General features: G+C 70.2%; 18 protein-coding genes and 1 tRNA gene. 10 read left to right on the forward strand and 9 right to left on the reverse strand.

All coding sequences use genetic code 11. From position 1 onward, the window contains the following. Window positions 1-19: 19 nt before the first annotated feature. Entirely contained in the window at window positions 20-1780 is a 1761-nt protein-coding gene (gene thiC, locus DEP02_RS06425) for a phosphomethylpyrimidine synthase ThiC (RefSeq protein WP_112466363.1), read from the forward strand. 57 nt (window positions 1781-1837) lie between these two features. On the opposite strand, the gene DEP02_RS06430 is transcribed toward thiC, so the two are convergent. The 3 genes from DEP02_RS06430 to DEP02_RS06440 all read right to left on the reverse strand — a co-directional run bounded on the left by DEP02_RS06430 (window position 1838) and on the right by DEP02_RS06440 (window position 5264). Further along, window positions 1838-2695, reverse strand: a complete 858-nt coding sequence (locus DEP02_RS06430; RefSeq protein WP_112466364.1) for a hypothetical protein — start codon at window positions 2693-2695, stop codon at window positions 1838-1840. A gap of 181 nt (window positions 2696-2876) precedes the next feature. After that, on the reverse strand, window positions 2877-3968 hold the full coding sequence (locus DEP02_RS06435; RefSeq protein WP_112466365.1) for a metallophosphoesterase: 1092 nt from the start codon (window positions 3966-3968) through the stop codon (window positions 2877-2879). Window positions 3969-4151: 183 nt separating this feature from the next. Continuing rightward, a complete protein-coding gene (locus DEP02_RS06440) occupies window positions 4152-5264 on the reverse strand; it encodes a LacI family DNA-binding transcriptional regulator (RefSeq protein ID WP_112466366.1) in 1113 nt (370 codons plus the stop codon). A gap of 432 nt (window positions 5265-5696) precedes the next feature. Between DEP02_RS06440 and hisC the strand changes: the two genes are divergently transcribed. From hisC to cydD, 4 genes are all read left to right on the forward strand, one after another. After that, window positions 5697-6776, forward strand: a complete 1080-nt coding sequence (gene hisC / locus DEP02_RS06445; protein WP_112466367.1) for a histidinol-phosphate transaminase — start codon at window positions 5697-5699, stop codon at window positions 6774-6776. 248 nt (window positions 6777-7024) lie between these two features. Further along, window positions 7025-8530 (forward strand): cytochrome ubiquinol oxidase subunit I, encoded by a 1506-nt coding sequence (locus DEP02_RS06450; RefSeq protein ID WP_112466368.1) that lies wholly within the window; start codon window positions 7025-7027, stop codon window positions 8528-8530. 20 nt (window positions 8531-8550) lie between these two features. Next, window positions 8551-9555 carry a cytochrome d ubiquinol oxidase subunit II gene (gene cydB, locus DEP02_RS06455; protein WP_112466369.1) on the forward strand — a complete coding sequence of 335 codons (1005 nt, stop codon included), beginning with the start codon at window positions 8551-8553 and terminating at the stop codon, window positions 9553-9555. Between the two features lie 50 nt (window positions 9556-9605). Beyond that, complete coding sequence (gene cydD / locus DEP02_RS06460) at window positions 9606-13112, forward strand: thiol reductant ABC exporter subunit CydD (RefSeq protein WP_112466370.1); 3507 nt, start codon at window positions 9606-9608, stop codon at window positions 13110-13112. A gap of 45 nt (window positions 13113-13157) precedes the next feature. On the opposite strand, the gene DEP02_RS06465 is transcribed toward cydD, so the two are convergent. From DEP02_RS06465 to DEP02_RS06480, 4 genes are all read right to left on the reverse strand, one after another. After that, a complete protein-coding gene (locus tag DEP02_RS06465) occupies window positions 13158-14045 on the reverse strand; it encodes a Cof-type HAD-IIB family hydrolase (RefSeq protein WP_198668314.1) in 888 nt (295 codons plus the stop codon). A 49-nt stretch (window positions 14046-14094) separates the two neighbouring features. Beyond that, the gene (locus DEP02_RS06470; protein WP_112466372.1) at window positions 14095-14997 is read right to left on the reverse strand and encodes an LLM class flavin-dependent oxidoreductase; all 903 of its coding nucleotides are present in this window, start codon (window positions 14995-14997) and stop codon (window positions 14095-14097) included. Between the two features lie 92 nt (window positions 14998-15089). Then, window positions 15090-15638: an RNA 2'-phosphotransferase gene (locus tag DEP02_RS06475; RefSeq protein WP_112466373.1), complete on the reverse strand. Its 549-nt coding sequence runs from the start codon at window positions 15636-15638 to the stop codon at window positions 15090-15092. A gap of 123 nt (window positions 15639-15761) precedes the next feature. Continuing rightward, window positions 15762-17546: an SDR family oxidoreductase gene (locus tag DEP02_RS06480; RefSeq protein WP_112466374.1), complete on the reverse strand. Its 1785-nt coding sequence runs from the start codon at window positions 17544-17546 to the stop codon at window positions 15762-15764. Window positions 17547-17620: 74 nt separating this feature from the next. Between DEP02_RS06480 and DEP02_RS06485 the strand changes: the two genes are divergently transcribed. From DEP02_RS06485 to DEP02_RS06505, 5 genes are all read left to right on the forward strand, one after another. Beyond that, window positions 17621-18673: an ABC transporter ATP-binding protein gene (locus tag DEP02_RS06485; protein WP_198668315.1), complete on the forward strand. Its 1053-nt coding sequence runs from the start codon at window positions 17621-17623 to the stop codon at window positions 18671-18673. After that, complete coding sequence (locus tag DEP02_RS06490) at window positions 18663-19571, forward strand: ABC transporter permease (protein WP_112466375.1); 909 nt, start codon at window positions 18663-18665, stop codon at window positions 19569-19571. Before DEP02_RS06485 ends, DEP02_RS06490 begins: the two co-directional genes overlap by 11 nt. A gap of 223 nt (window positions 19572-19794) precedes the next feature. Then, on the forward strand, window positions 19795-20706 hold the full coding sequence (locus DEP02_RS06495; protein WP_112466376.1) for an ABC transporter ATP-binding protein: 912 nt from the start codon (window positions 19795-19797) through the stop codon (window positions 20704-20706). 10 nt (window positions 20707-20716) lie between these two features. Then, on the forward strand, window positions 20717-21436 hold the full coding sequence (locus DEP02_RS06500) for an ABC transporter permease subunit (RefSeq protein WP_112466377.1): 720 nt from the start codon (window positions 20717-20719) through the stop codon (window positions 21434-21436). 285 nt (window positions 21437-21721) lie between these two features. Then, window positions 21722-21807: transfer RNA gene (locus tag DEP02_RS06505), tRNA-Ser, on the forward strand. A 92-nt stretch (window positions 21808-21899) separates the two neighbouring features. Here DEP02_RS06505 and DEP02_RS06510 read toward each other — a convergent pair. Both DEP02_RS06510 and serS read right to left on the reverse strand, forming a co-directional pair. Then, entirely contained in the window at window positions 21900-22712 is an 813-nt protein-coding gene (locus DEP02_RS06510) for an HAD family hydrolase (protein WP_112466378.1), read from the reverse strand. Then, complete coding sequence (gene serS, locus DEP02_RS06515; protein ID WP_112466379.1) at window positions 22709-23986, reverse strand: serine--tRNA ligase; 1278 nt, start codon at window positions 23984-23986, stop codon at window positions 22709-22711. The genes DEP02_RS06510 and serS overlap by 4 nt, the downstream gene beginning before the upstream one ends. Between the last annotated feature and the right edge of the window lie 78 nt (window positions 23987-24064).

Consider the following 24064-nt stretch of genomic DNA (forward strand, 5'->3'; position numbering starts at 1 on the left):
GGCGTAGGGAGTAGGTCTCATGACCAACAAGGACATAAGCACGCCTGCCTCCGCGCAGAAGTCCATCGGCTGGCACAAGGGGTACGTGGAAGGCTCACGCCCCGACCTGCGGGTACCGGTCCGTCAGGTGCACCTCACCAACGGGCAGTCGGTCACGCTGTACGACACTTCGGGCCCGTACACCGATCCATTCCTCGACACCGACGTCCGCAGGGGGCTGCCGCCGCTGCGGGAGAACTGGATCGTCGCACGCGGCGACACCGAGGAGTACGCGGGGCGTCCCGTCCGCCCCGAGGACGACGGGATCAAGCACACCTCACCGCGCGGCGGCCTGCGCAACCTCGACGCGGTGTTTCCGGGACGGCCGCGGCAGCCGCGCCGTGGCCGGGAGGGCGGGGCGGTGACGCAGCTCGCGTACGCGCGCCGCGGGGAGATCACGCCGGAGATGGAGTTCGTGGCGATCCGGGAGAACGTCGCTCCCGAGGTCGTCCGCGAGGAGATCGCGGCGGGACGCGCCGTGCTGCCGGCCAACGTCAACCACCCGGAAATCGAGCCGATGATCATCGGCAAGCGGTTCCTGGTGAAGGTCAACGCCAACATCGGCAACTCCGCGGTGACCTCCTCCATCGAGGAGGAGGTGGAGAAGATGACCTGGGCGACCCGCTGGGGCGCCGACACGGTCATGGACCTCTCCACCGGTCGCAACATCCACACCACCCGGGAGTGGGTGCTGCGCAACTCCCCCGTCCCCATCGGCACGGTGCCGCTGTACCAGGCCCTGGAGAAGGTGGACGGCAAGGCCGAGGAACTGACCTGGGAGACCTACAAGGACACGGTCATCGAGCAGGCCGAGCAGGGCGTGGACTACATGACCGTCCACGCCGGCGTGCGCCTGGCCTACGTACCGCTGACCGCGAACCGCAAAACCGGCATCGTCTCGCGCGGCGGCTCGATCATGGCGGCCTGGTGCCTCGCGCACCACAAGGAGTCGTTCCTGTACGAGAACTTCGAGGAGCTCTGCGAGATCCTCGCCGCCTACGACGTCACGTACTCCCTGGGCGACGGCCTCAGGCCCGGCTCCATCGCGGACGCCAACGACGAGGCACAGTTCGCGGAATTGCGCACACTCGGGGAACTCGGCCGGATCGCCAGGCGTTTCAACGTACAGACCATGATCGAGGGCCCGGGACACGTCCCGATGCACAAGATCAAGGAGAACATCGACCTTCAGCAGGAGATCTGCGATGAAGCACCGTTCTATACGCTCGGCCCGCTGACGACCGACATCGCGCCGGCCTACGACCACATCACCTCCGGCATCGGCGCCGCGATGATCGCCTGGTGGGGCACGGCCATGCTCTGCTACGTCACACCCAAGGAGCACCTGGGCCTGCCCAACCGTGACGATGTCAAGACCGGCGTCATCACCTACAAGATTGCCGCTCACGCCGCCGACCTCGCCAAGGGTCATCCGGGTGCGCAGGAGTGGGACGACGCACTGTCCGACGCCCGCTTCGAGTTCCGGTGGGAAGACCAGTTCAACCTGTCCCTCGACCCGGACACGGCACGGGACTTCCACGACGAGACCCTCCCGGCGGAACCCGCCAAGACGGCCCACTTCTGCTCGATGTGCGGCCCGAAGTTCTGTTCGATGAAGATCTCGCAGGACATCCGCCGTGAACACGGCGTCGGCAAGGCAGAGATCGAGGAGGGCATGGCTCAGAAGGCGAAGGAGTTCGCGGCCGCAGGCAACCGGGTGTACCTGCCGGTCGTGGACTGAGCCTTGCCGCGTGCGGGGCGGAAAGACGTGCCGGGGCCCTCGGGGTGAGGGCTCCGGTCACTCCGGCTGGTGGTCCGGGCCTCCGAAGTCCGGGCTGGTGAAGTCGGGGCTGGTGAAGCTCGGGCGAGGGCTCGGGACTCCGTCGTGGGGGCTGCTGAAACCGGGGCGGTCGTAGCCGAGTTGCGGGATGCGGCCGGACGGCGCCGACGGGTCCGTACGGGCCGGCGCGGGGGAGCCGGCGTCGGCGAGTGCGTCGCGCAGGAACGGCAGGATGCCTTGTTCGAGCAGGGCCTCGTGCCAGGCGGCCCTCGCCTGGGCGAGTTCTTCGGCCAGTTCGCCGTGGGGTCCGGTCTCCAGCGAGGCGTTGTTGCGCAGCGCGGTGAGCAGCAGTCCGGCGGCGGCCACGAGGATCGCCACCGCGGTCACGGCGCCGAACACCCAGCCGGTGGTGATCATGGTCTGGGCGAAGGCCTGTGCCGGGTCGAGCATCTTCAGGAGGTAGCCGACGAGAAGGAAGAGGGCGGCGGCTATCCCGGCCAGGACAGGGGCGAGCACCGCCACGACGGCGCCCGCGCCCGCGCCGGTGGCCTCGACGACCCCCTCCGTGGTGGCGACCGGCCCGGTTCCGTCCGGCTCGGCGGAGCCGGACCGGCCGGTGGTGGACAGGGGGGTCGACGCCGGCCGGCGCAGTTCCTCGCGGACCTTGACGTAGTGGTGGTATTCGGTCGCCGCGGCCGCCGTGATCAGAGCAGTGGCGCCCAGTGCCATGGCGCGCAGCTGTTTCGAGTTGAGCCGATGTCCGACAGCGGCCAGTTCCGGACGGTGTGGGGCGGAGCGCAGCGCCTCATCGAGGATCCGCTCGTATTCCTGGCGGTCCTCGCTCAGCAGGTGCTGCGGAACGCTGTTCATGTGCATCCCCCGATGCTCCGTAGGGCTTGGGGCTCGCGCGGCGGCGAGCCGTCGGGCAGAAACGGAGGGGAGCCTGCTACGGATAAGCCGATGGTAGAGCCGTGACGGTGCGCGATGACAGGGGGTTTCCACAAAATGGGTGCCGACCTGCGCGGTCGTCTCCGCAGGGCGTCTGCCCGGTGAACGGTCAGTTTTCCAGGGGAAGTTGCTGGACCAGCAGCTTTCCGGCCATGGTCACGCCGCCGTCCATCGCGATGGCGAGTCCGTCGGCGTAGACGTGCGGTCCCTCCACGATGGGGCCCGCGCTCTCGTCGCCGTCCTCGGAGCCGACTTCGCCCAGCAGATAGGGGATGGGGCTGTGGCCGTGAACGATTCGGGTGCCGCCGTACGTATGGAGCAGGGAGCGTACGGCGTCGGCGCCGCCCTCGTCGCGGAAGGAGAAGCGCTTGGTGAACTTGCGGAACAGCTCCCAGACCTCGTTCACGTCGTTGCGGGTGAGCGTTTCGCGGACGGTGTCGTTGACCTCTTCGATCGAGGCGCCGTAGTCGAGATAGGCGGTGGTGTCGGAGTGCACGAGCAGATAGCCGTCGACCTCCTCGACCGCGCCGAGGCGGGCCATCCACTGCAGGTGGTGGTCCTGGAGGCGGTCCATGTCGGACTTCTGGCCGCCGTTGAGCAGCCAGGCCGCCTGGAAGGTGGCGGTGCCCGCGCCGGAGTTGACGGGGGTGTCGCCGAACCGCTTGGCGCCGAGCAGCAGCAGCTCGTGGTTGCCCATGAGGGCCTTGCAGTAGCCGCCGGCGGCGGCCGCCTCGGCGGACAGCCGCATCACGAGGTCGATCACGCCGATGCCGTCCGGCCCGCGATCGGTGAAGTCGCCGAGGAACCACAGCCGCGTGGTGCCCGCGCACCACTGGCCGGCGGAGTCGATGAGCCCCTTCTCCCGGAGGGCGGCCACCAGCTGGTCGAGGTAGCCGTGCACGTCACCGACGACGTACAGGGGACCTGGGCCGGTGCCGGGCTGTGCGGCGGGTGCGGGGGCAGGGTCGACGGCCACCTGAGCCGTGTCACCGCGGTTGATGACCGGCAGGTCGCGCTCGGTGGGCGTGTACGCGTCGGAGTAACCCTTGTGGGCCGGCCGGGCCGTCTCGGCGGGGGGCATGCTGTGCGTGTACGGGCCGGTCTCGTTGACGTACGCGGGCACCCGGAAGTCGCGCAGCGTTGCCGTGCGCTCCACATCGGGTCCCTGACCGGCCCCCTGAGTCATCGACCCCTCCACCATCGCGCCGCGTCTGCACCGCTTCGGACTGCCTGGTCGCAGCGGCCCGCGGTGTCGTGGGCCCATCATAGGAATGCGGATCGCGCCATGTGATGACCCAGGGGTGGTGAATCGGAGCAGGACTCCGGTTCACCGTGGCTTTCGCCCTGATTGACCGGTCTTCGACGGCCCTGCGGCCGCCTTGCTCTAATGCCCGTCCGATGTGCGTGGTGGGCTGACCGTGCGGCGTTGCGGGCGTCGCTGGGACGAGGTGCGCACGATCAGCTCGGTCGGTATGACCTGCTCGACCGGGTGGTCCGACTCGGCACCTTCGATCGCGTCGATGAGGAGTTGGACGACCGCTGTGCCGATCCGGCGCGGCTTCAGGGACAGCGTGGTGATGGGCGGCTCCGTGCTGGCGTACACGGTGGACTCGCTGCAGCACACCAGCAGCAGGTCCTCGGGGACGCGCAGGCCGTAGCGGCGGGCGGCGGCGAGCAGGTCGGTGCCGTTGGGGTCGAACAGGCCGTAGACGGCGTCGGGCCGGTCGGGGCGGGCCAGCAGCCGGTCGGCGGCGACGGCGCCCGCGCACGGGTCGTGGGCGGGGTAGGCCTCGTAGACCGGGTCCTGGCCGACGCGCTCGCACCAGTGCAGGTAGGCGGTCGTCGACAGGTGGGTGTACGTGTCCGTGGTGGTGCCGGTCAGCAGGCCGATGCGACGGGCGCCGGCCTCGGCGAGGTGGTCGAGGATGCCGAGGACGGCGGCTTCGTGGTCGTTGTCGACCCAGGCGGTGACGGGGAGCGTGCCGGCCGGGCGACCGTCGCTGACCACCGGTAAACCCTGACGGACCAGCTCGCTGACGACCGGGTCCTGGTCGGAGGGGTCGATGACGACCGTGCCGTCCAGGGCGACGTTCGACCACACGTCGTGGCGCGAGGTCGCGGGCAGGATGACGAGGGCGTAGCCGCGGGCGAGCGCGGCCGAGGTGGCGGCCCGGGCCATCTCGGCGAAGTACGCGAACTCGGTGAAGGTGAAAGGTTCATTCCCGTACGTGGTCACGGTCAGGCCGATGAGGCCCGACTTGCCGGTACGGAGGGTGCGGGCCGCGGCCGAGGGGCGGTACCCCAGCCGGTCGGCGACCTCGCGGACATGGCGTCGAGTGGCGTCGGGGAGCCGGCCCTTGCCGTTGAGGGCGTCGGAGACGGTCGTGATGGAGACTCCGGCGGCGGCGGCCACGTCTCTGATGCCCGCCCGGCCCGGCCGGCCGCCTCGGCGTGAGGTTTCCGCGCGGCTCACCTGGTGCTTCCCTGCTGCTGTCATGGCGAGCCGATAGTAGGGCTCATGCGGTGGGGTAGTGCGGACGCATATGCACTCGTTGACAGGCACGTTTCTGCATGGTCATCCAGGGCTGACTTCCTTTGAAACCATGTCAGTTGAGCGATGCGATGCCAGGACCTGACGCGGCGGCACGCATGGACCTGCCGAGCCCTCGATGTTTCGAAGAGGTCTCAACTCACCTTCACGAGGGATGCGCGCCACGGCGTGAGCCACCGGCGCGTAGATATATCTTGACGCGCCCCTCAGAATCGCATGTCTTCGTACGGTGATGCCCCTGATGCCCTCTGATGCCAGTGTGACCCATGAGATCGGAGTTGCCGCACAGGTGATGGCGTCCGACCCATACGCAGCGGCGCCCAATCCTCATAAGGTGTGCAGTATTGGAAGCCGGTGGTGGTCACGAGGAGGACTGCGGTGAGCGAGACGAGCCCGAAGCTGCGTGCCGAGCTGGAGGGTATCCCCACCTACAAGCCGGGAAAGCCCGCCGCGGCCGGCGGCCCGGTGGCGTACAAGCTGTCCTCCAACGAGAACCCCTACCCGCCGCTGCCGGGGGTGATGGAGACGGTGACGGCCGCAGCCTGTTCCTTCAACCGCTACCCGGACATGGCGTGCACGGCCCTGACCAACGAGCTGGCCGAGCGCTTCGGCGTGCCGGCCGCCCACGTGGCCACCGGCACCGGCTCCGTCGGTGTCGCCCAGCAGCTGATCCAGTCCACCAGTGGCCCCGGCGACGAGGTCGTCTACGCCTGGCGGTCCTTCGAGGCGTACCCGATCATCACGCAGATCAGTGGGGCGACCTCCGTGCGGGTACCGCTGACCTCGGATGATGTGCACGACCTGGACGCGATGGCGGACGCCATCACCGACCGTACCCGTCTGGTCTTCGTCTGCAATCCGAACAACCCGACCGGCACGGTGGTGCGGCGGGCCGAGCTGGAACGCTTCCTCGACCGGGTTCCCTCCGATGTGCTGGTGGTGCTGGACGAGGCCTACCGCGAGTTCATCCGCGACCCCGAGGTGCCGGACGGTGTGATGCTCTACCGCGACCGGCCGAACGTCTGTGTGCTGCGCACCTTCTCCAAGGCCTACGGCCTCGCCGGGCTGCGGGTCGGCTTCGCGATCGCCCATGAGCCGGTGGCGGCGGCGCTGCGCAAGACGGCGGTGCCGTTCGGTGTGAGCCAGCTGGCGCAGGAGGCGGCGATCGCCTCGCTGCGGGCCGAGGACGAACTGCTGGGCCGGGTCGGTTCGCTGGTGTGCGAGCGCGCGCGTGTGGTCGACGGGCTGCGGGCGCAGGGCTGGACGGTGCCCGAGACGCAGGCCAACTTCGTGTGGCTGCGGCTGGGGGAGCGTACGGTCGCCTTCGCCGAGGCGTGCGAGCAGGCGGGGGTGGTGGTCCGGCCGTTCCCGGGCGAGGGCGTGCGGGTGACCGTCGGGGAGGCCGAGGCGAACGACATCTTCCTGAAGGCGGCGGAGGCGTTCCGCAGGGAGGTCTGAGCGCCGCGGCCGCCGGGGCGGGCATCGGGATGAGTCCCGGGTGCCCGCCCTGTTTGCTGCCGGCCGACAAGTTGCGCCCAGGGGGTTGACGCAGGAGGGGACCCCCCTTACGAGCTTCGCGGAACGTGCGTCATAATTGCTTGTGAATGTGAACGCGTTCACAAGCGAGTCCGATTGTTGCCTTGTTGTGTAGAACACGCCGGGGCAAACGGCCGCCGCCACCGCGGTGACGTAAGGAGAGTGACGACGTGGACCTGGCTTTGGCGCCGGAGACGCTGGCGCGCTGGCAGTTCGGCATCACGACCGTCTACCACTTCCTGTTCGTCCCCCTGACGATCTCGCTGGCCGCCCTGACGGCCGGACTGCAGACCGCCTGGGTGCGCACGGAGAAGGAGAAGTACCTCAGAGCCACCAAGTTCTGGGGCAAGCTCTTCCTGATCAACATCGCCATGGGTGTGGTCACCGGCATCGTGCAGGAGTTCCAGTTCGGCATGAACTGGTCGGACTACTCCCGCTTCGTCGGCGACATCTTCGGTGCCCCGCTCGCCTTCGAGGCGCTGATCGCGTTCTTCTTCGAGTCCACGTTCATCGGTCTGTGGATCTTCGGCTGGGACAAGCTGCCCAAGAAGATCCATCTGGCCTGCATATGGATGGTCTCGTTCGGCACCCTGGTGTCGGCCTACTTCATCCTCGCGGCCAACTCCTGGATGCAGCACCCCGTCGGCTACCGGATCAACGAGGAGAAGGGCCGGGCCGAGCTCACCGACTTCTGGCTGGTGCTCACCCAGAACACCACGCTCAACCAGGTCTTCCACAGCTTCGCGGCGGCTTTCCTGACGGGCGGCGCCTTCATGGTGGGCATCGCCGCCTTCCACCTCATGCGCAAGAAGCACATCCCCGTCATGCGCACCTCGCTCCGGCTCGGCCTGGTCACCATGGCGGTCGGGGGCCTGCTCACCGCGGTCAGCGGGGACACCCTCGGCAAGGTCATGTACGAGCAGCAGCCCATGAAGATGGCTGCCGCCGAGGCGCTGTGGGAGAGCGAGAGTCCGGCGCCCTTCTCGGTCTTCGCGTACGGGGACGTGGACAAGGGGCACAACAAGGTCGCCCTGGAGATCCCCGGGCTCCTGTCCTTCCTCGCCCACGGCGATTTCAACTCGCCCGTGCCCGGCATCAACGACACCAATGAGGCCCTGCAGGAGAAGTTCGGCCCCGGTGACTACAAGCCCATCGTCCCCGTCGCCTACTGGAGCTTCCGCTGGATGATCGGCTTCGGTATGGCGTCCTTCTCGCTCGCCCTGCTGGGACTCTGGCTCACACGGAAGAGGTTCCTGCTGCCGGCCGCACTGCGCACCGGGGAGGACGAGATCCCGCATCTGGTGCTGCTGAAGAAGCCGATCGGGCCGAGGCTCAGCCGGCTGTACTGGCTCCTGGCGCTCTGGACGATGGCGTTCCCGCTGATCGCCAACGCCTGGGGATGGATCTTCACCGAGATGGGCCGGCAGCCCTGGGTCGTCTACGGCCTGATGCAGACCCGGCACGCGGTCTCCCCCGGCGTGTCCCAGGCCGAGGTCATCACCTCGATGGGCATCTTCACCGCGCTGTACGCCGCCCTGGCCGTCATCGAGGTCAAGCTGCTCGCCAAGTACGTCAAGGCGGGCCCGCCCGAACTCACCGAGGCCGACCTCAACCCGCCCAAGAAGATCGGCGGCGATCTCCGTGACGCCGACAAGCCGATGGCCTTCTCGTACTAGGCCGAGGGAGCCGCACAGTCATGGAACTGCACAACGTCTGGTTCGTTCTGATCGCCGTCCTGTGGATCGGCTACTTCTTCCTGGAGGGTTTCGATTTCGGGATCGGGGTCCTCACCCGGCTGCTGGCCCGCGACCGCGCCGAGAAGCGGGTGCTGATCAACACCATCGGCCCCGTCTGGGACGGCAACGAGGTGTGGCTGCTCACGGCCGGTGGTGCCACCTTCGCCGCCTTCCCCGAGTGGTACGCCACGCTCTTCTCCGGCTTCTACCTGCCGCTGCTGGCCATCCTGATCAGCCTGATCGTCCGGGGCGTCGCCTTCGAGTACCGGGCGAAGCGGCCGGAGGAACGCTGGCAGCGCAACTGGGAGGCGGCGATCTTCTGGACCTCGCTCATCCCCGCGTTCCTTTGGGGCGTGGCGTTCGGGAACATCGTGCGCGGAGTGAAGATCGACTCCGAGTTCGAGTACGTGGGCAACGTCTGGGACCTGCTCAACCCGTACGCCCTGCTGGGCGGCCTGGTCACGCTGACGCTCTTCACCTTCCACGGTGCGGTGTTCGCGGCGCTCAAGACCGTCGGTGACATCCGGGGGCGCGCGCGGCAGCTGGCGCAGCGTGTGGGGCTGGTCACGGCCGTACTGGCTCTGGTCTTCCTGCTGTGGACGCAGGCCGGCAGCGGTGACGGCAAGAGCCTGGTCGCACTGGTCGTCGCGGTCGCCGCGCTGGTCGCCGCCCTGGTGGCGAACCGGGCGGGACGCGAGGGGTGGTCGTTCACGCTGTCCGGCGTCACCATCGTGGCGGCTGTGGCGATGCTCTTCCTGACGCTCTTCCCGAACGTCATGCCGTCCACGCTCAACGCGGACTGGAGCCTGACGGTCACCAACGCCTCCTCCAGTCCCTACACCCTGAAGATCATGACCTGGCTCTCGGTGATCGCCATGCCGATCGTTCTGCTCTACCAGGGATGGACCTACTGGGTGTTCCGCAAGCGGATCGGCACACAGCACATCGCCGAACCCGCGCACTGAGTCCGATGAGGGTGTGTTTCACGTGAAACGCACCCTCGGGGCCGAAGGGCATGTTTCACGTGAAACCGATCGATCCGCGACTTCTCCGTCACGCCCGAGCCACCCGGCTCTTCCTGGTGGCCGTCGTCGGGCTGGGCGCCATCGGCGCGGGGCTGGTCATCGCACAGGCGATGCTCATCGCCGAAGTGGTGGTGGGCGCCTTCCAGCACCGGATGGCGGTCGCCGAGCTCCGGACCCCCCTGCTCCTGTTGGTGGCCGTGGCCTGCGGTCGTGCGCTGGTCTCCTGGCTGACCGAGCTCGCCGCCCACCGGGCGAGTGCGGCGGTGAAGTCGGAGCTGCGCGGGCGGCTGCTGGAACGCGCGACGGCACTTGGCCCCGGCTGGCTGAGCGGGCAGCGGACCGGCTCGCTGGTCGCCCTGGCCACACGCGGAATCGACGCCCTGGACGACTATTTCTCGCGCTATCTGCCGCAGCTGGGACTGGCGGTGGTCGTCCCGGTGGCGGTGCTCGCGCGGATCGTCACCGAGGACTGGGTCTCCGCGGCCATCATCGTGGGCACCCTTCCGCTGATCCCCGTCTTCATGATGCTGATCGGCTGGGCCACACAGTCCCGCATGGACCGTCAGTGGCGGCTGCTGTCCCGACTGTCCGGGCACTTCCTCGACGTCGTGGCGGGGCTGCCGACCCTGAAGGTGTTCGGCCGGGCCAAGGCGCAGGCGGAGTCGATCCAGCGCATCACCGGTGAGTACCGGCGGGCGACCATGCGCACCCTGCGGATCGCCTTCCTGTCCTCGTTCGCCCTGGAACTGCTGGCCACGCTGTCGGTGGCCCTGGTCGCGGTCACGATCGGCATGCGGCTCGTCAGCGGCGACATGGACCTGTACGTCGGGCTGGTCATCCTCGTGCTCGCACCCGAGGCGTATCTCCCGCTGCGGCAGGTGGGCGCGCAGTACCACGCGGCGGCGGAGGGGCTGGCAGCGGCCGAGGAGATCTTCGCCGTGCTGGAGACCCCCGTGCCGAAGTCCGGCACGGGGGCCGCCCCGACGGGCGACCTGTCCTTCGAGCGGGTGAGCGTCCACTACCCCGGGCGGTCCGGAGACGCGGTGAAGGACATGTCCTTCACCGTGCGGCAGGGGGAGACGGTCGCGCTCGTCGGGCCCAGCGGTGCGGGCAAGTCGACGCTGCTGAACGTTCTGCTGGGGTTCGTGCGGCCCACCGCGGGCCGGGTGCGGATCGCGGGAGTCGATCTCGCCGACATCGACCTGGAGCAGTGGCGGTCGCGGATCGCCTGGGTACCGCAGCGACCGCACCTGTACGCCGGGACGATCGCCGAGAACGTACGGCTGGCACGGCCCGACGCGGACGACGCCGCCGTACGCAGTGCGCTGACCGACGCTGGTGCGCTGGAGTTCGTGGACGCGCTGCCCAAGGGAATGGACACCGGGCTCGGCGAGGACGGGGCCGGGCTGTCCGCCGGGCAGCGCCAGCGGCTCGCGCTCGCCCGGGCCTTCCTCGCCGACCGGCCCGTCCTGCTGCTCGACGAGCCGACGGCCGCGTTGGACGGAGCCACCGAGGCGGAGGTCGTGACAGCGGTGCGACGCCTGTCCGCCGGGCGGACGGTGCTGCTGGTGGTGCACCGGCCGGCCCTACTGGAGGTGGCGGACCGGGTGGTGCGCCTCGACGAGGCCGAGTCCCCCGCGCCCGCGCGGGCCGCGGTCCCGAGCGCCGCGACACAGCCGGCGGAAAAGCCGCAGCCGGGACCCACCGCCACCCCGGTCGGACCCGGGGCCGGGACCACGACAGGCGCGGGTGGCGTTCTCGCCCGGGTCCGGGCGATGTCCGGACCCCGGCGCGGCCGTCTCGCCCTCGCCCTGCTGTTCGGCAGCCTCGCGCTCGGCAGCGCGGTCGGGCTGATGGCCACGTCCGGATGGCTCATCTCGCGGGCGTCCCAGCAGCCCCCCGTGCTCTACCTGATGGTGGCCGTCACGGCGACCAGGGCCTTCGGCATCGGGCGGGCGGTCTTCCGGTACGCGGAACGGCTGGTGTCGCACGACGCCGTGCTGCGGATGCTGGCCGATACACGGGTGGCCGTCTACCGGCGGCTGGAACGGCTGGCGCCCGCCGGGCTGCGCCGGATGCGCCGCGGCGATCTGCTCACGCGGCTCGTCGCGGACGTGGACGCCCTGCAGGACTACTGGCTGCGCTGGCTGCTGCCCGCCGGTGCGGCACTGACCGTGTCCGCCGTCTCCGTCGCCTTCACCACCTGGCTGCTGCCCGAGGCCGGTGCGGTGCTCGCTGCCGGCCTGCTCGCAGCCGGGGCGGGCGTCCCCCTCGTCACCGGGGCCGTGTCACGGCGCGCCGAGCACCGGCTCGCCCCCGCACGCGGCGCCCTCGCCACCCGGGTGACCGACCTGCTCACCGGAACCGCCGAACTGACGGTCGCCGGCGCCCTGCCCGCCCGTACCGCCGTGGCCCGGCGGGCCGACGGCGTGCTGACCCGGATCGCCTCGCGCGCCGCCACCGCCACCGCGCTCGGTGACGGACTCACCGCCCTGATCTCCGGGCTGACCGTCGCGGCGGCGGCCCTCGTCGGCGCCCAGGCGGTCACCGACGGGCGGCTGGCCGGTGTGACCATGGCCGCCGTCGTCCTCACCCCGCTGGCCGCCTTCGAAGCGGTTCTCGGCATGCCGCTCGCCGTGCAGTACCGGCAACGGGTGCGCCGCAGCGCGGAGCGGGTGTACGAGGTCCTGGACGCCCCCGAGCCCGTCCGTGAGCCGGAGCGGCCCCGGCAGACGCCCGCCTCCCCTTTCCCGCTCACCGTCGACAACCTGACGGCCCGGCACGCGGGCCAGGACCGGCCGGCACTCGCCGGCGTCGGTCTGACGCTCCAGGAGGGCCGCAGGGTCGCCGTGGTCGGGCCGTCCGGGTCCGGCAAGACCACGCTCGCCCAGGTGCTGCTGCGCTTCCTCGACGCGGAAGCGGGCGCCTACACCCTCGGCGGCGTCGACGCCCACACCCTGGCCGGCGACGACGTACGACGGCTGGTCGGGCTGTGTGCCCAGGACGCGCACCTCTTCGACAGCTCGGTGCGGGAGAACCTGCTGCTCGCGAAGAAGGACGCGACCGAGACCGAACTACGGGACGCCCTGGCACGGGCCCGGCTGCTCGACTGGGCCGACACCCTGCCCGACGGGCTCGACACGCTCGTCGGCGAGCACGGGGCCCGGCTGTCGGGCGGGCAGCGGCAGCGGCTGGCCCTGGCTCGTGCGCTGCTCGCCGACTTCCCTGTGCTCGTGCTCGACGAGCCCGCCGAACACCTCGACCTGGCCACCGCCGACGCGCTCACCGCCGATCTGCTGGCCGCCACCGAGGGCCGTACGACGTTGCTCATCACGCACCGCCTGGCCGGGCTGGAGGCCGTGGACGAGGTGATCGTCCTGGACCGGGGGCGCGTGGTTCAGCGGGGGGCGTACGCGGAGCTGGCCGCGCTGCCGGGACCGCTGCGGCGAATGGCCGAGCGGGAGGCGGAAACCCAGGTGCTGGTGGGGGCGAGGTAGCGGCTCACCCGTGCGCCAGGTCCCGCCGGGTGGGCAGCGCGCCCGTCACAGCCGCTCCCCCAGCATCCGTTCGATCACCGCGGCGACCCCGTCCTCGTTGTTGGCGAACGTCATTCCCGAGGCCGCGGCGATCGCGTCGGGGTGGGCGTTGCCCATGGCGTAGGACCGGCCGGCCCAGGTGAGCATCTCGATGTCGTTCGGCATGTCACCGAAGGCGACGACCTCCTCGTGCGAGATGCCGCGCTCGGCACAGCACAGTGCCAGAGTGCTCGCCTTGGAGACGTCCGGACCGCTGATCTCCAGCAGAGCGCTGGGGCTGGACCGGGTGATCGTGGCGTGCTCGCCGACGGCGAGCCGGGCGACGGTGAGGAACGCGTCCGGGTCCAGGGTGGGGTGGTAGGCGAGGATCTTCAGGATCGGCTGCTCGGTGCCGGCCCCGTCCGCCGCCAGCAACTCCTCGGCGGGTGCCAGGGCGTCGGGTCTCTCCATGTGCAGCTTCGGATAGGCCGGCTCCTGATAGAAGCCGTACGTCTGCTCGACCGCGTACACCGTGCCCGGTACCGCCTCGCGCACCAGCCGTACCGCGTCCAGCGCGCTCTTCCGTGCCAGCTCCCGCACCTTCACGAAGCGGTGGGCGCCGGGACCGCCGTGCAGATCGACCACGGCCGCGCCGTTGCCGCAGATCGCCAGGCCGTGCCCGTGGACGTGGTCGGCGACCACGTCCATCCAGCGGGCCGGACGGCCGGTGACGAAGAAGACCTCGATGCCCGCCTCCTCCGCGGCCGCCAGGGCGGCGATCGTGCGGGGGGAGACCGACTTGTCGTCACGCAGCAGGGTGCCGTCGAGATCGGTGGCGATCAGCCGCGGCGGCAGGGCGGCGGCCGGGGTTTCGGGCTGTCGAGTCGCTGAGGTCACCGTGGCATTGTCCCGCATATGCCCGCACGACCGTGCGACACTCCGCACATTTGAGGGGTTGCCTCGGTCACGTCAGCTGGGCGGGCGCTTCCAGGGCGATCCGCTCGAAGACCTTCTCCTCCGCGGCGAAGTCCGAGTCGGGGATGGGCCAGTGGATCACGATCTCGGTGAAACCCAGCTCTTGGTGGCGGCCTGCGAAGTCGACGAACGCGTCGAGGGACTCCAGCGGCCGACCCCGGTCCGGGGTGAATCCGGTCAGCAGAACCTTGTCGAGCGCGGCAACGTTACGGCCCGCCTCGGCACAGGCGTCCGCGAGCTTCTCGGCCTGAGCGCGGAGGGCCTGAACGGACTGCTCCGGCGTGCCGTTCTCGTACAGCCTGGGGTCACCGGTGGTCACCCACGCCTGCCCGTACCGCGCCGCGAGCCGCAGCCCGCGCGGACCGGTCGCGGCCACCGCGAACGGCAGCCGGGGACGCTGCACACAGCCGGGGATGGTGCGGGCCTCGTGGGCCGAGTAGAAGTCGCCCCTGTAGGACACCGCGTCCTCGGTCAGTAGTCGGTCGAGCAGGGAGACGAACTCGGCGAACCGGTCGGCCCGCTCCCGCGGCGTCCACGGCTCCTGTCCGAGCGCGGTGGCGTCGAAGCCGTTGCCGCCCGCGCCGATGCCGAGCGTGATCCGCCCGCCGGAGATGTCGTCGAGGGAGATCAGCTCCTTGGCGAGAGTGACCGGATGCCGGAAGTTCGGCGAGGTCACCAGCGTGCCCAGCCGCAGCCGGTCGGTCACGGCCGCGGCAGCGGTCAGTGTCGGCACCGCCCCGAACCACGGACCGTTCCGGAAGCTGCGCCAGGACAGATGGTCGTAGGTGTAGGCGGCGTGGAAACCGAGCTGCTCGGCACGGGTCCATGCCGAACGGCCGCCCTCCTGCCAGCGGCGGTACGGAAGGATCACGGTGCTCAGACGCAGACTCATGGGCCCGAGCCTAAGCGCCCGCAAGTGTTTCACGTGAAACCTTCACCGTACGCGGCCGGGTGATCCAGGCCGCCGGCCATGCCGGACCGGGCTCAATGGTGGGTGGGAAACCGCAGGTAGCGAGGTGGCACGGCCTTCGTCAGCCATACCCCGTTGGCGCTGACGCGGAAGACATGACCGTCGCGGTGCATGGCGGCCGCGTCCACGGCGAGCACCACCGGACGGCCGCGGCGGGCGCCGACACGGGTCGCGGTCTCGCGATCGGGTGAGAGGTGCACGTCGTGCCGGTTCATGGGCCGCAGGCCTTCGATGCGGATGGCGGCCAGGCTGCGGGCCACCGTCCCGTGGTAGAGGTACGGCGGCGGGGTCACGGCCGGCAGCGCGAGGTCGACCTCGACGCTGTGGCCCTGACTGGCGCGGATGCGGGTGCCCTCGATCGCGAAGCGCCGCTTGTCGTTGGTGACGACCACATGGTCAAGTTCCTCGCGCGAGATGCGGAAGCCGTGGGCGGCCGCCGCCGCGAGCAGCGTGTCGATCTCGACCCAGCCGCCCTCGTCGAGGGTGAGCCCGATCCTCCCGGGCTGGTGACGGAGGTGTGCGGAGAGGTACCTCGACACCTTCACGGTGCGCCTTTCGTCCATCCGACCAGCCTGCCGGGAGAGACGAACATCACGCAGGTCAATTTCGACCGGGAGGTTTGATCCACAGCCAAGTTGCCTTATCCACAGGAGAATTGACAGAACCTGTGGACAACGGCCGTTGATTCAGGGCGTTGTGCCGGGATCGTCGGCTCCCAGCGGCGGCCGCACCCGCGCGAGCCTGCGCCGCACCCGCGGAGCGAAACGCGTCACCGCGTGGAGGAGACGTGCCTCCGGAGTCACCGGCACCACCGCCTCGTCCCGCACGACCGCGCGCAGGATCGCGTCGGCCACCTTCTCCGGCGGATAGTCGCGCAGCCCGTACAGGCGGGCCGTGCGCTGCCGCAGGCGCTTCTCCTCCTCCGCGCCGACACCCGCGAAGTGCGCCGTCGACGCAATACCGGTGTTGACGAAACCGGGGCAGACCGCCGTGACACCGATCCCCTGCCCGGCCAGCTCCGCGCGCAGGCACTCGCTCAGCATCAGCACCGCCGCCTTGGAAGCGCTGTAGGCGGGCAGAGCCTTCGAGGGCTGGTACGCCGCCGCGGACGCCGTATTGACGATGTGGCCGCCCTGCCCGCGCTCGGCCATGCGCTTCCCGAGGAGCCGGCAGCCGTGGACGACCCCCCACAGGTTGACGTCGAGGACCTTCCTCCAGTCCTCGGTGGTGTGGTCGAAGAACGAGCCGGACAGGCCGATGCCGGCGTTGTTCACCAGCACGTCCACCACGCCGTACTCGGCGGCGACCTTCTCGTCCAGCTTCTCCATGGCCTGCTCGTCGCAGACGTCCACCGGCTCGGCCCGGGCGGTCGGCGCACCGAGCCGCCGGCACTGCTCCGCGGTACGGGCCGCGGCCCCGGCGTCCCGGTCGACGGCCACCACCCGTGCGCCGGCCTCGGCGAAGGCGAACGCCGTGGCCCGTCCGATGCCGCTGCCCGCACCCGTGACCAGCACGAGCTGCCCGGCGAAGCGGTCCGCGTACTTCCCGACGGCGGCGGTCCGCGGCCGTCCGCCCTCGACGGCCGTCACGAAGTCCGTGATCCAGGCCGCCAACTGGTCGGGCCGGGTGCGGGGCACCCAGTGCTTGGCGGGGAGCGCACGGCGCACCAGGTCCGGGGCCCACCGCTCCAGGTCGTCGTACAGGTACTCCGACAGGAAGGCGTCCTTCAGGGGAGTGATGAGCTGCACCGGCACGTGCGCGTAGGCGTCCGGCCGCGGCCTGCGCAGCCGGGCGCGGACGTTGTCCCGGTACAGCCAGGCACCGTGCGCCGCGTCCCGGGGCAGCGACGAGGTCGGGTAGTCGTCACCGGGCGGCTTCCCGACGCGTTCCAGGATCTCGGGCCAGCGCTTGCCGAGCGGGCCGCGCCAGGCCAGTTCGGGCAGCTTCGGCACGTGCAGCAGGTACACGTACCAGGACTTGGCGCCCTGGCCGAGGAGCCGGCCCACCCGGCGCGGGGTGGGGCGCTTGACGCGCGTGCCGATCCAGTGGCCGAAGTGGTCCAGGGACGGGCCGGACACGGACGTGAAGGAGGCGATCCGGCCCTCGGCTCGGTGGACGGTGACGAACTCCCAGGACTGCACCGAGCCCCAGTCGTGCCCCACGAGATGCACCGGCCTGCCGGGACTGACCGCGTCCGCGACCGCCAGGAAGTCGTCCGTGAGCTTCTCCAGCGTGAAGCCGCCGCGCAGCGGCAGGGGTGCGGTGGAGCGGCCGTGGCCCCTCACGTCGTACAGCACGACGTGGAACCGGCCGGCCAGGCGCCGGGCCACCCGGGACCAGACCTCCTTGCTGTCCGGATAGCCGTGCACCAGGACGACCGTCGGCTGCCGGGGATCCCCCAGTTCGGCCACGCACAGCTCGACCCCGTTCGTGCGTACCCAGCGCTCCCGCGCGCCTTCCAGCGGCGTCACGCGCGTCACCTCTCCCGAGACCGTGTGGGACCTTAAGGGTGTGACCCTTAAGGTCCCCGTAATACTCGAGTCTGATGCCAAGACGGCTCTCGGGTCTGACGACGTGCGGGGCGCGGGTCACTACCGTCGGGGGCGTGACTGTGATCGCGACCGAAAGCCTGAGCAAGCGGTTCCCCAGGGTGACCGCTCTTGACCGGCTCTCCGTGGACGTCGGACCCGGTGTGACCGGACTCGTCGGCGCCAACGGAGCCGGCAAGTCCACACTCATCAAGATCCTGCTGGGTCTGTCCCCCGCCACCGAGGGCCGCGCCGAAGTGCTCGGCCTCGATGTCGCCTCCAAGGGCGCCGCCATCCGCGAGCGCGTGGGCTACATGCCGGAGCACGACTGTCTGCCGCCCGACGTCTCGGCCACCGAGTTCGTCGTCCACATGGCGCGCATGTCCGGGCTGCCCCCGACGGCCGCGCGCGAGCGCACCGCGGACACCCTGCGCCACGTCGGCCTGTACGAGGAGCGCTACCGCCCCATCGGTGGCTACTCCACCGGCATGAAGCAGCGCGTCAAGCTCGCCCAGGCCCTGGTGCACGACCCGCGGCTGGTCTTCCTCGACGAGCCGACCAACGGCCTCGACCCGGTCGGCCGCGACGAGATGCTCGGCCTGATCCGCCGCATCCACACCGACTTCGGCATCTCGGTCCTGGTCACCTCCCACCTGCTGGGCGAGCTCGAACGCACCTGTGACCACGTCGTCGTCATCGACGGCGGCAAGCTGCTGCGTTCCAGCTCCACCACCGACTTCACCCAGACCACGACCACCCTCGCCGTCGAGGTCACCGACAGCGACGAGCACCCGGACGGTACCCGCGCGGTGCGCGACGCGCTCCACGCGCGCGGGGTGGACACCCAGGACAGCACGGGCCTGCCGGGCGCCGGCCACGTCCTGCTGCTCACCGCGCAGGGCGAGGAGACGTACGACCTGGTGCGGGACGTGATCGCGGACCTGGGCCTCGGCCTGGTGCGCATGGAGCAGCGCCGGCACCACATCTCGGAGGTCTTCCGGGACAACGACGAACAGAACGACGAACAGCGCGACGGACAGCGGAAGGAGGCGGTCGGCCATGGCCGTTGAGCACTCCGCGGCACCGCCCTCGGGCGACCAGACCCGCATCCACAACATCGGCTACCGCAGCTACGACGGCCCCCGCCTCGGCCGCGCCTACGCCCGCCGCTCGCTGTACTCGCAGTCCCTGCGCGGCGCCTACGGCCTCGGCCGCTCGGTGAAGTCCAAGGTGCTGCCCATGCTGCTGTTCGTGGTGATGTGCGTGCCCGCGGCCATCATGGTCGCCGTCGCGGTCGCCACCAAGGCCAAGGACCTGCCCATCGCCTACACGGACTACGCCCTCATCATGCAGGCCGTCATCAGCCTCTACGTCGCCTCGCAGGCACCCCAGTCCGTCTCCCGCGACCTGCGCTTCAAGACCGTACCGCTGTACTTCTCGCGGCCCATCGAGACCGCCGACTACGTCCGCGCCAAGTACGCGGCGCTGGCCTCGGCGCTGTTCATCCTGACCGCCGCCCCGCTGCTGGTGCTCTACGTGGGCGCACTGCTGGCCAAGCTGGACTTCGCAGACCAGACCAAGGGGTTCGCCCAGGGATTCGTCTCCGTGGCACTGCTCTCCCTGCTCTTCGCCGGCATCGGCCTGGTCATCGCCGCCGTCACCCCGCGCCGCGGCTTCGGCATCGCCGCCGTGATCGCCGTACTGACCATCTCCTACGGCGCCGTCTCCACCCTCCAGGCCATCGCGGACGCCCGCAACAACACCGGAGCCATCCCCTGGATCGGCCTGTTCTCGCCGGTCACCCTGATCGACGGAGTGCAGACCGCCTTCCTGGGCGCGACCTCCTCGACACCCGGCGGTGTCGGCCCGACGAACGGCGAGGGCATCGTGTACGTCCTCGCAGTCCTCGGCCTCATTGCCACCAGCTACGGCCTGTTGGTGCGCCGCTACAAGAAGGTGGGACTTTGAACCCTCCCCCTCGCGAACGGGGAGGATTCCTGGCTCACGCCGCTCGGCCGCTCCGCGAGCGATCGAGTCTCACACGATCGACACCAGCCGGGTTGGAACCAGCCCGGTTCCCCAATGGAATGGAGGGTGCTGTGCTGGCTTGGTTCTCGCTCAGCACGCCGCGAGCGCACCGCAGTGCCGTGCCTTGCTGTGTCAAGAGCCGGGTATTCCTCCGGAGGTTGCGGTGACCACTCTGAGCATCGACCACGTCTCCCGCTGGTTCGGCAACGTGGTCGCCGTCAACGACATCACCATGACGATCGGCCCCGGCGTCACCGGCCTGCTCGGCCCCAACGGCGCCGGAAAGTCCACGCTGATCAACATGATGGCCGGTTTCCTCGCCCCCTCCACGGGCAGCGTCACCCTCGACGGACAGCCGGTGTGGCGCAACGAGCGGATCTACCGGCACATCGGCATCGTCCCCGAGCGGGAGGCGATGTACGACTTCCTCACCGGCCGCGAGTTCGTCGTCGCCAACGCCGAACTGCACGGCCTGGGCGCCAAGGCCGCCCAGAAGGCACTCGCCACCGTCGAGATGGAGTACGCGCAGGACCGGAAGATCTCCACCTACTCCAAGGGCATGCGGCAGCGCGTGAAGATGGCGAGCGCCCTCGTGCACGATCCCTCACTGCTCCTGCTCGACGAGCCGTTCAACGGCATGGACCCGCGCCAGCGCATGCAGCTGATGGACCTGCTGCGGCGCATGGGCGACGAGGGCCGCACGGTGCTGTTCTCCTCCCACATCCTGGAGGAGGTCGAGCAGCTCGCCTGGCACATCGAGGTCGTCGTCGCCGGACGCCACGCGGCCAGCGGCGACTTCCGCAAGATCCGCCGCCTGATGACCGATCGCCCGCACCGCTACCTGGTGCGCTCCAGCGACGACCGCGCGCTCGCGGCCGCGCTGATCGCCGACCCCTCGACCTCCGGCATCGAGGTCGACCTCGCCGAGGGCGCACTGCGCGTCCAGGCCGTCGACTTCGGCCGGTTCACGGTCCTGCTGCCGAGGGTGGCCCGGGACCACGGCATCCGGCTGCACACGGTCTCGCCGTCCGACGAGTCCCTCGAGTCCGTCTTCTCGTACCTGGTCGCGGCGTAGGAGGCCCACGATGTACGACCCCACAGTCGCCCGGCTCACCTACCGGGCCCTGCTCGGCCGTCGCCGGGCCCTCATCCTCGGCGCGTTGCCGCTGCTGCTCCTCGTGATCGCCGCCGTCGTCCGCGCCCTCGCCGGAGCCGACGACCAGACCGCGGTGAACGTCCTGGGCGGGTTCGCGCTCGCCACCATGGTGCCGATCATCGGCGTCATCGCCGGTACCGGCGCCATCGGGCCGGAGATCGACGACGGCTCGGTGGTGTACCTGCTGTCCAAGCCGCTGAAGCGGCCGACGATCATCTTCACCAAGCTGATCGTGGCGATCGCGGTGACCATGGTGTTCTCGGCGGTGCCGACCCTGCTCGCCGGACTGATCCTCAACGGCAACGGGCAGCAGGTAGCCGTGGCCTACACGGTGGCCGCGCTGGTTGCCTCCATCGCCTACGCGGCTCTCTTCCTCCTGCTGGGCACGGTCTCCCGGCACGCGGTGGTCTTCGGGCTCGTCTACGCGCTCGTGTGGGAGGCGCTGTTCGGCTCCCTGGTCCCCGGGGCGCGCACGCTGAGCGTCCAGCAGTGGTCGCTGGCCGTCGCCCACAAGGTCGCCGACGGCGACATGGTCACCTCCGACGTCGCACTGCCGACGGCGACGGTGCTGCTGGTGATGGTGACCGTGCTGGCCACCTGGTACGCCGGACAGAAGCTGCGGTCGCTGACCCTCGCCGGCGAGGAGTGAGACCCGTTGGCGGCGGTGACCGGGCCGGTCGCCCGCTAATTCGGTGGCGCCGACGCCGTCGTCACGGCACAGTGGTGGTGTCCACCACGCCGGACGGCGCCGGCGTCACGATCTGGGAGAGGAGCTGGGCGATGTCCATGCACGGCAGTACGCCGAGCTCCCGACAGGGCAGCCCACGGCGGGCTCCGGAGTAACTACCCACTCCGTCGAGCCCGCCCCGCACGGGGAACTGCCCGGGGCGGCCGCTTCGAGCACGCGATCCGCTGTCGCGTGGGCCGCCCACCCGGAGGATTGGCCGAGTGGTAAGGCACCGGCTTGCTAAGCCGTGGTCGGGGTTCACCCCCGCGCACGTTCGATCCGTGCATCCTCCGCACAGACCGAAAGCACAGCCCGAAAGCCCAGACCGAAAGCACAGCCCGAAAGCGCAGGCTGAAAACAGAGGCCGAAGGCACGGACCGACAGCTCAGCCCAGCAACTCCTCCAGCACCACCGCGATGCCGTCCTCGTCGTTCGAGGCCGTCATCGTGTCCGCGACCGCCTTCAGCTCCCCGTGGGCGTTGGCCATGGCCACACCGTGGGCCGCCCAGGCGAACATCGGTACGTCGTTGGGCATGTCGCCGAAGGCGATGGCGTCCGCCGCCTTCAGCCTCAGCCGCCGCGCGGCCAGCGACAGGCCCGTCGCCTTCGACAGGCCGAGCGGCAGCAGCTCGACGATGCCCTCACCGGACATGGTGACCGACACGAAACCACCGGCGGTCCGGCGGGCCACGTCGGCCAGTTCGTCGTCCGTGAGGGTCGGATGCTGGATGTAGATCTTGTTGAGGGGCGCGCTCCACAGGTCCGAGGCGTCCGTGAACGGAATCGCCGGAAGCGGGCCCGAGACCGCGTAGCCGGGCCCCACGAGCACCTCGCCGTCCAGGCCGTCGCGGCTGGCCGCCAGGTACAACGGACCGACCTCGGCCTCGATCTTGGCCAGCGCCACACCGGCCAGCTGCCGGTCCAGGGTCACCGAGGTCAGCAGGCGGTGCTCCCCGGCGTCGTACACCTGGGAGCCCTGGCCGCAGACCGCGAGGCCCCGGTAGCCGAGGTCGTCGAGGACGTGCCGTGTCCAGGGCACCGCGCGGCCCGTGACCACGAGATGCGCGGCCCCCGCCGCGGTGGCCGCGGCGAGTGCCTCACGGGTGCGAACCGAGACCGACCCGTCGGAACGCAGGAGGGTGCCGTCGAGGTCGGTGGCGATGAGCTTGTAGGGGAAGGACTGGGGGGTGTGGCTCACTTGGCCACCGGTTCCAGGACCTCCCGGCCGCCGAGGTAGGGGCGCAGCACCTCGGGCACCCGTACGGAGCCGTCGGCCTGCTGGTGGTTCTCCAGGATCGCGACGATGGTGCGTGGGACGGCGCACAGCGTGCCGTTGAGCGTGGCCAGCGGACGGACCTTCTTGTCCTCGCGCACCCGGATCTGCAGGCGGCGGGACTGGAACTCGGTGCAGTCCGAGGTCGAGGTCAGCTCGCGGTACCTGCCCTGGGTCGGGATCCACGCCTCGCAGTCGAACTTGCGCGAGGCCGAGGACCCCAGGTCACCCGAGGCCACGTCGATGACCCGGAACGGCAGCTCCAGCGAGGTCAGCCACTGCTTCTCCCACTCCAGCAGCCGCTGGTGCTCCTCCTGCGACTCCTCGGGGGTGACGTAGGAGAACATCTCGACCTTGTCGAACTGGTGCACGCGGAAGATGCCGCGGGTGTCCTTGCCGTGCGAGCCGGCCTCACGGCGGAAGCACGGCGAGAACCCGGCGTACCGCAGCGGCAGGCGCTCGGCGTCGATGATCTCGTCCATGTGGTAGGCCGCCAGCGGCACCTCGGAGGTGCCGACCAGGTACAGGTCGTCCTTCTCCAGGTGGTACACGTCCTGGGCGGCCTGGCCGAGGAAGCCGGTTCCGGCCATCGACTGCGGGCGGACCAGCGCCGGGGTCAGCATCGGCGTGAAGCCGGCCGCGGTGGCCTGGGCCATCGCCGCGTTCACCAGGGCCAGCTCCAGCAGGGCGCCGACACCGGTGAGGAAGTAGAAGCGTGAACCGGAGACCTTCGCGCCGCGCTCCACATCGATCGCGCCGAGCGACTGCCCGAGCTCCAGGTGGTCCCTGGGCTCGAAGCCCTCGGCGGCGAAGTCGCGGATCGTGCCGTGCGTCTCCAGCGTGACGAAGTCCTCCTCGCCGCCGACGGGCACGTCGGGGTGCACGAGGTTGCCGAGCTGGAGCAGCAGCTCCTGGGTCTCGGTGTCCGCCGCGTCGCGCTCGGCGTCGGCCGCCTTGACGTCGGCGGCCAGCTGGCTCGCCTTCTTCAGCAGCTCGGCCTTCTCCTCGCCGGAGGCCTTCGGGATGAGCTTGCCCAGCGCCTTCTGTTCGGCGCGCAGCTCGTCGAAGCGGACGCCGGACGACCTGCGCCGCTCGTCGGCAGACAGGAGGGAGTCGACGAGCGCGACGTCCTCTCCACGGGCGCGCTGGGAGGCGCGCACACGGTCGGGGTCCTCACGGAGCAGGCGAAGGTCAATCACATGGTCAAGGCTACCGGTGCGGCGTTCCCCCTCACGACCCTGTATTCCGAACCGTGCATTACGTACCGTTATGGGGGA

The organism is Streptomyces triticisoli (assembly GCF_003270085.1).
In the GTDB taxonomy this organism is placed as follows: Bacteria; Actinomycetota; Actinomycetes; order Streptomycetales; family Streptomycetaceae; genus Streptomyces; species Streptomyces triticisoli.

What these genes read in the sequence shown, in the direction of transcription:
- thiC (WP_112466363.1), top strand. Translation starts at nt 20, where the DNA reads ATGACCAACAAGGACATAAGCACGCCTGCCTCCGCGCAGAAGTCCATC.
- DEP02_RS06430 (WP_112466364.1), bottom strand. Translation starts at nt 2,695, where the DNA reads ATGCACATGAACAGCGTTCCGCAGCACCTGCTGAGCGAGGACCGCCAG.
- DEP02_RS06435 (WP_112466365.1), bottom strand. Translation starts at nt 3,968, where the DNA reads ATGGTGGAGGGGTCGATGACTCAGGGGGCCGGTCAGGGACCCGATGTG.
- DEP02_RS06440 (WP_112466366.1), bottom strand. Translation starts at nt 5,264, where the DNA reads ATGACAGCAGCAGGGAAGCACCAGGTGAGCCGCGCGGAAACCTCACGC.
- cydB (WP_112466369.1), top strand. Translation starts at nt 8,551, where the DNA reads ATGGAACTGCACAACGTCTGGTTCGTTCTGATCGCCGTCCTGTGGATC.
- cydD (WP_112466370.1), top strand. Translation starts at nt 9,606, where the DNA reads ATGTTTCACGTGAAACCGATCGATCCGCGACTTCTCCGTCACGCCCGA.
- DEP02_RS06465 (WP_198668314.1), bottom strand. Translation starts at nt 14,045, where the DNA reads ATGCGGGACAATGCCACGGTGACCTCAGCGACTCGACAGCCCGAAACC.
- DEP02_RS06470 (WP_112466372.1), bottom strand. Translation starts at nt 14,997, where the DNA reads ATGAGTCTGCGTCTGAGCACCGTGATCCTTCCGTACCGCCGCTGGCAG.
- DEP02_RS06475 (WP_112466373.1), bottom strand. Translation starts at nt 15,638, where the DNA reads ATGGACGAAAGGCGCACCGTGAAGGTGTCGAGGTACCTCTCCGCACAC.
- DEP02_RS06485 (WP_198668315.1), top strand. Translation starts at nt 17,621, where the DNA reads ATGCCAAGACGGCTCTCGGGTCTGACGACGTGCGGGGCGCGGGTCACT.
- DEP02_RS06490 (WP_112466375.1), top strand. Translation starts at nt 18,663, where the DNA reads ATGGCCGTTGAGCACTCCGCGGCACCGCCCTCGGGCGACCAGACCCGC.
- DEP02_RS06500 (WP_112466377.1), top strand. Translation starts at nt 20,717, where the DNA reads ATGTACGACCCCACAGTCGCCCGGCTCACCTACCGGGCCCTGCTCGGC.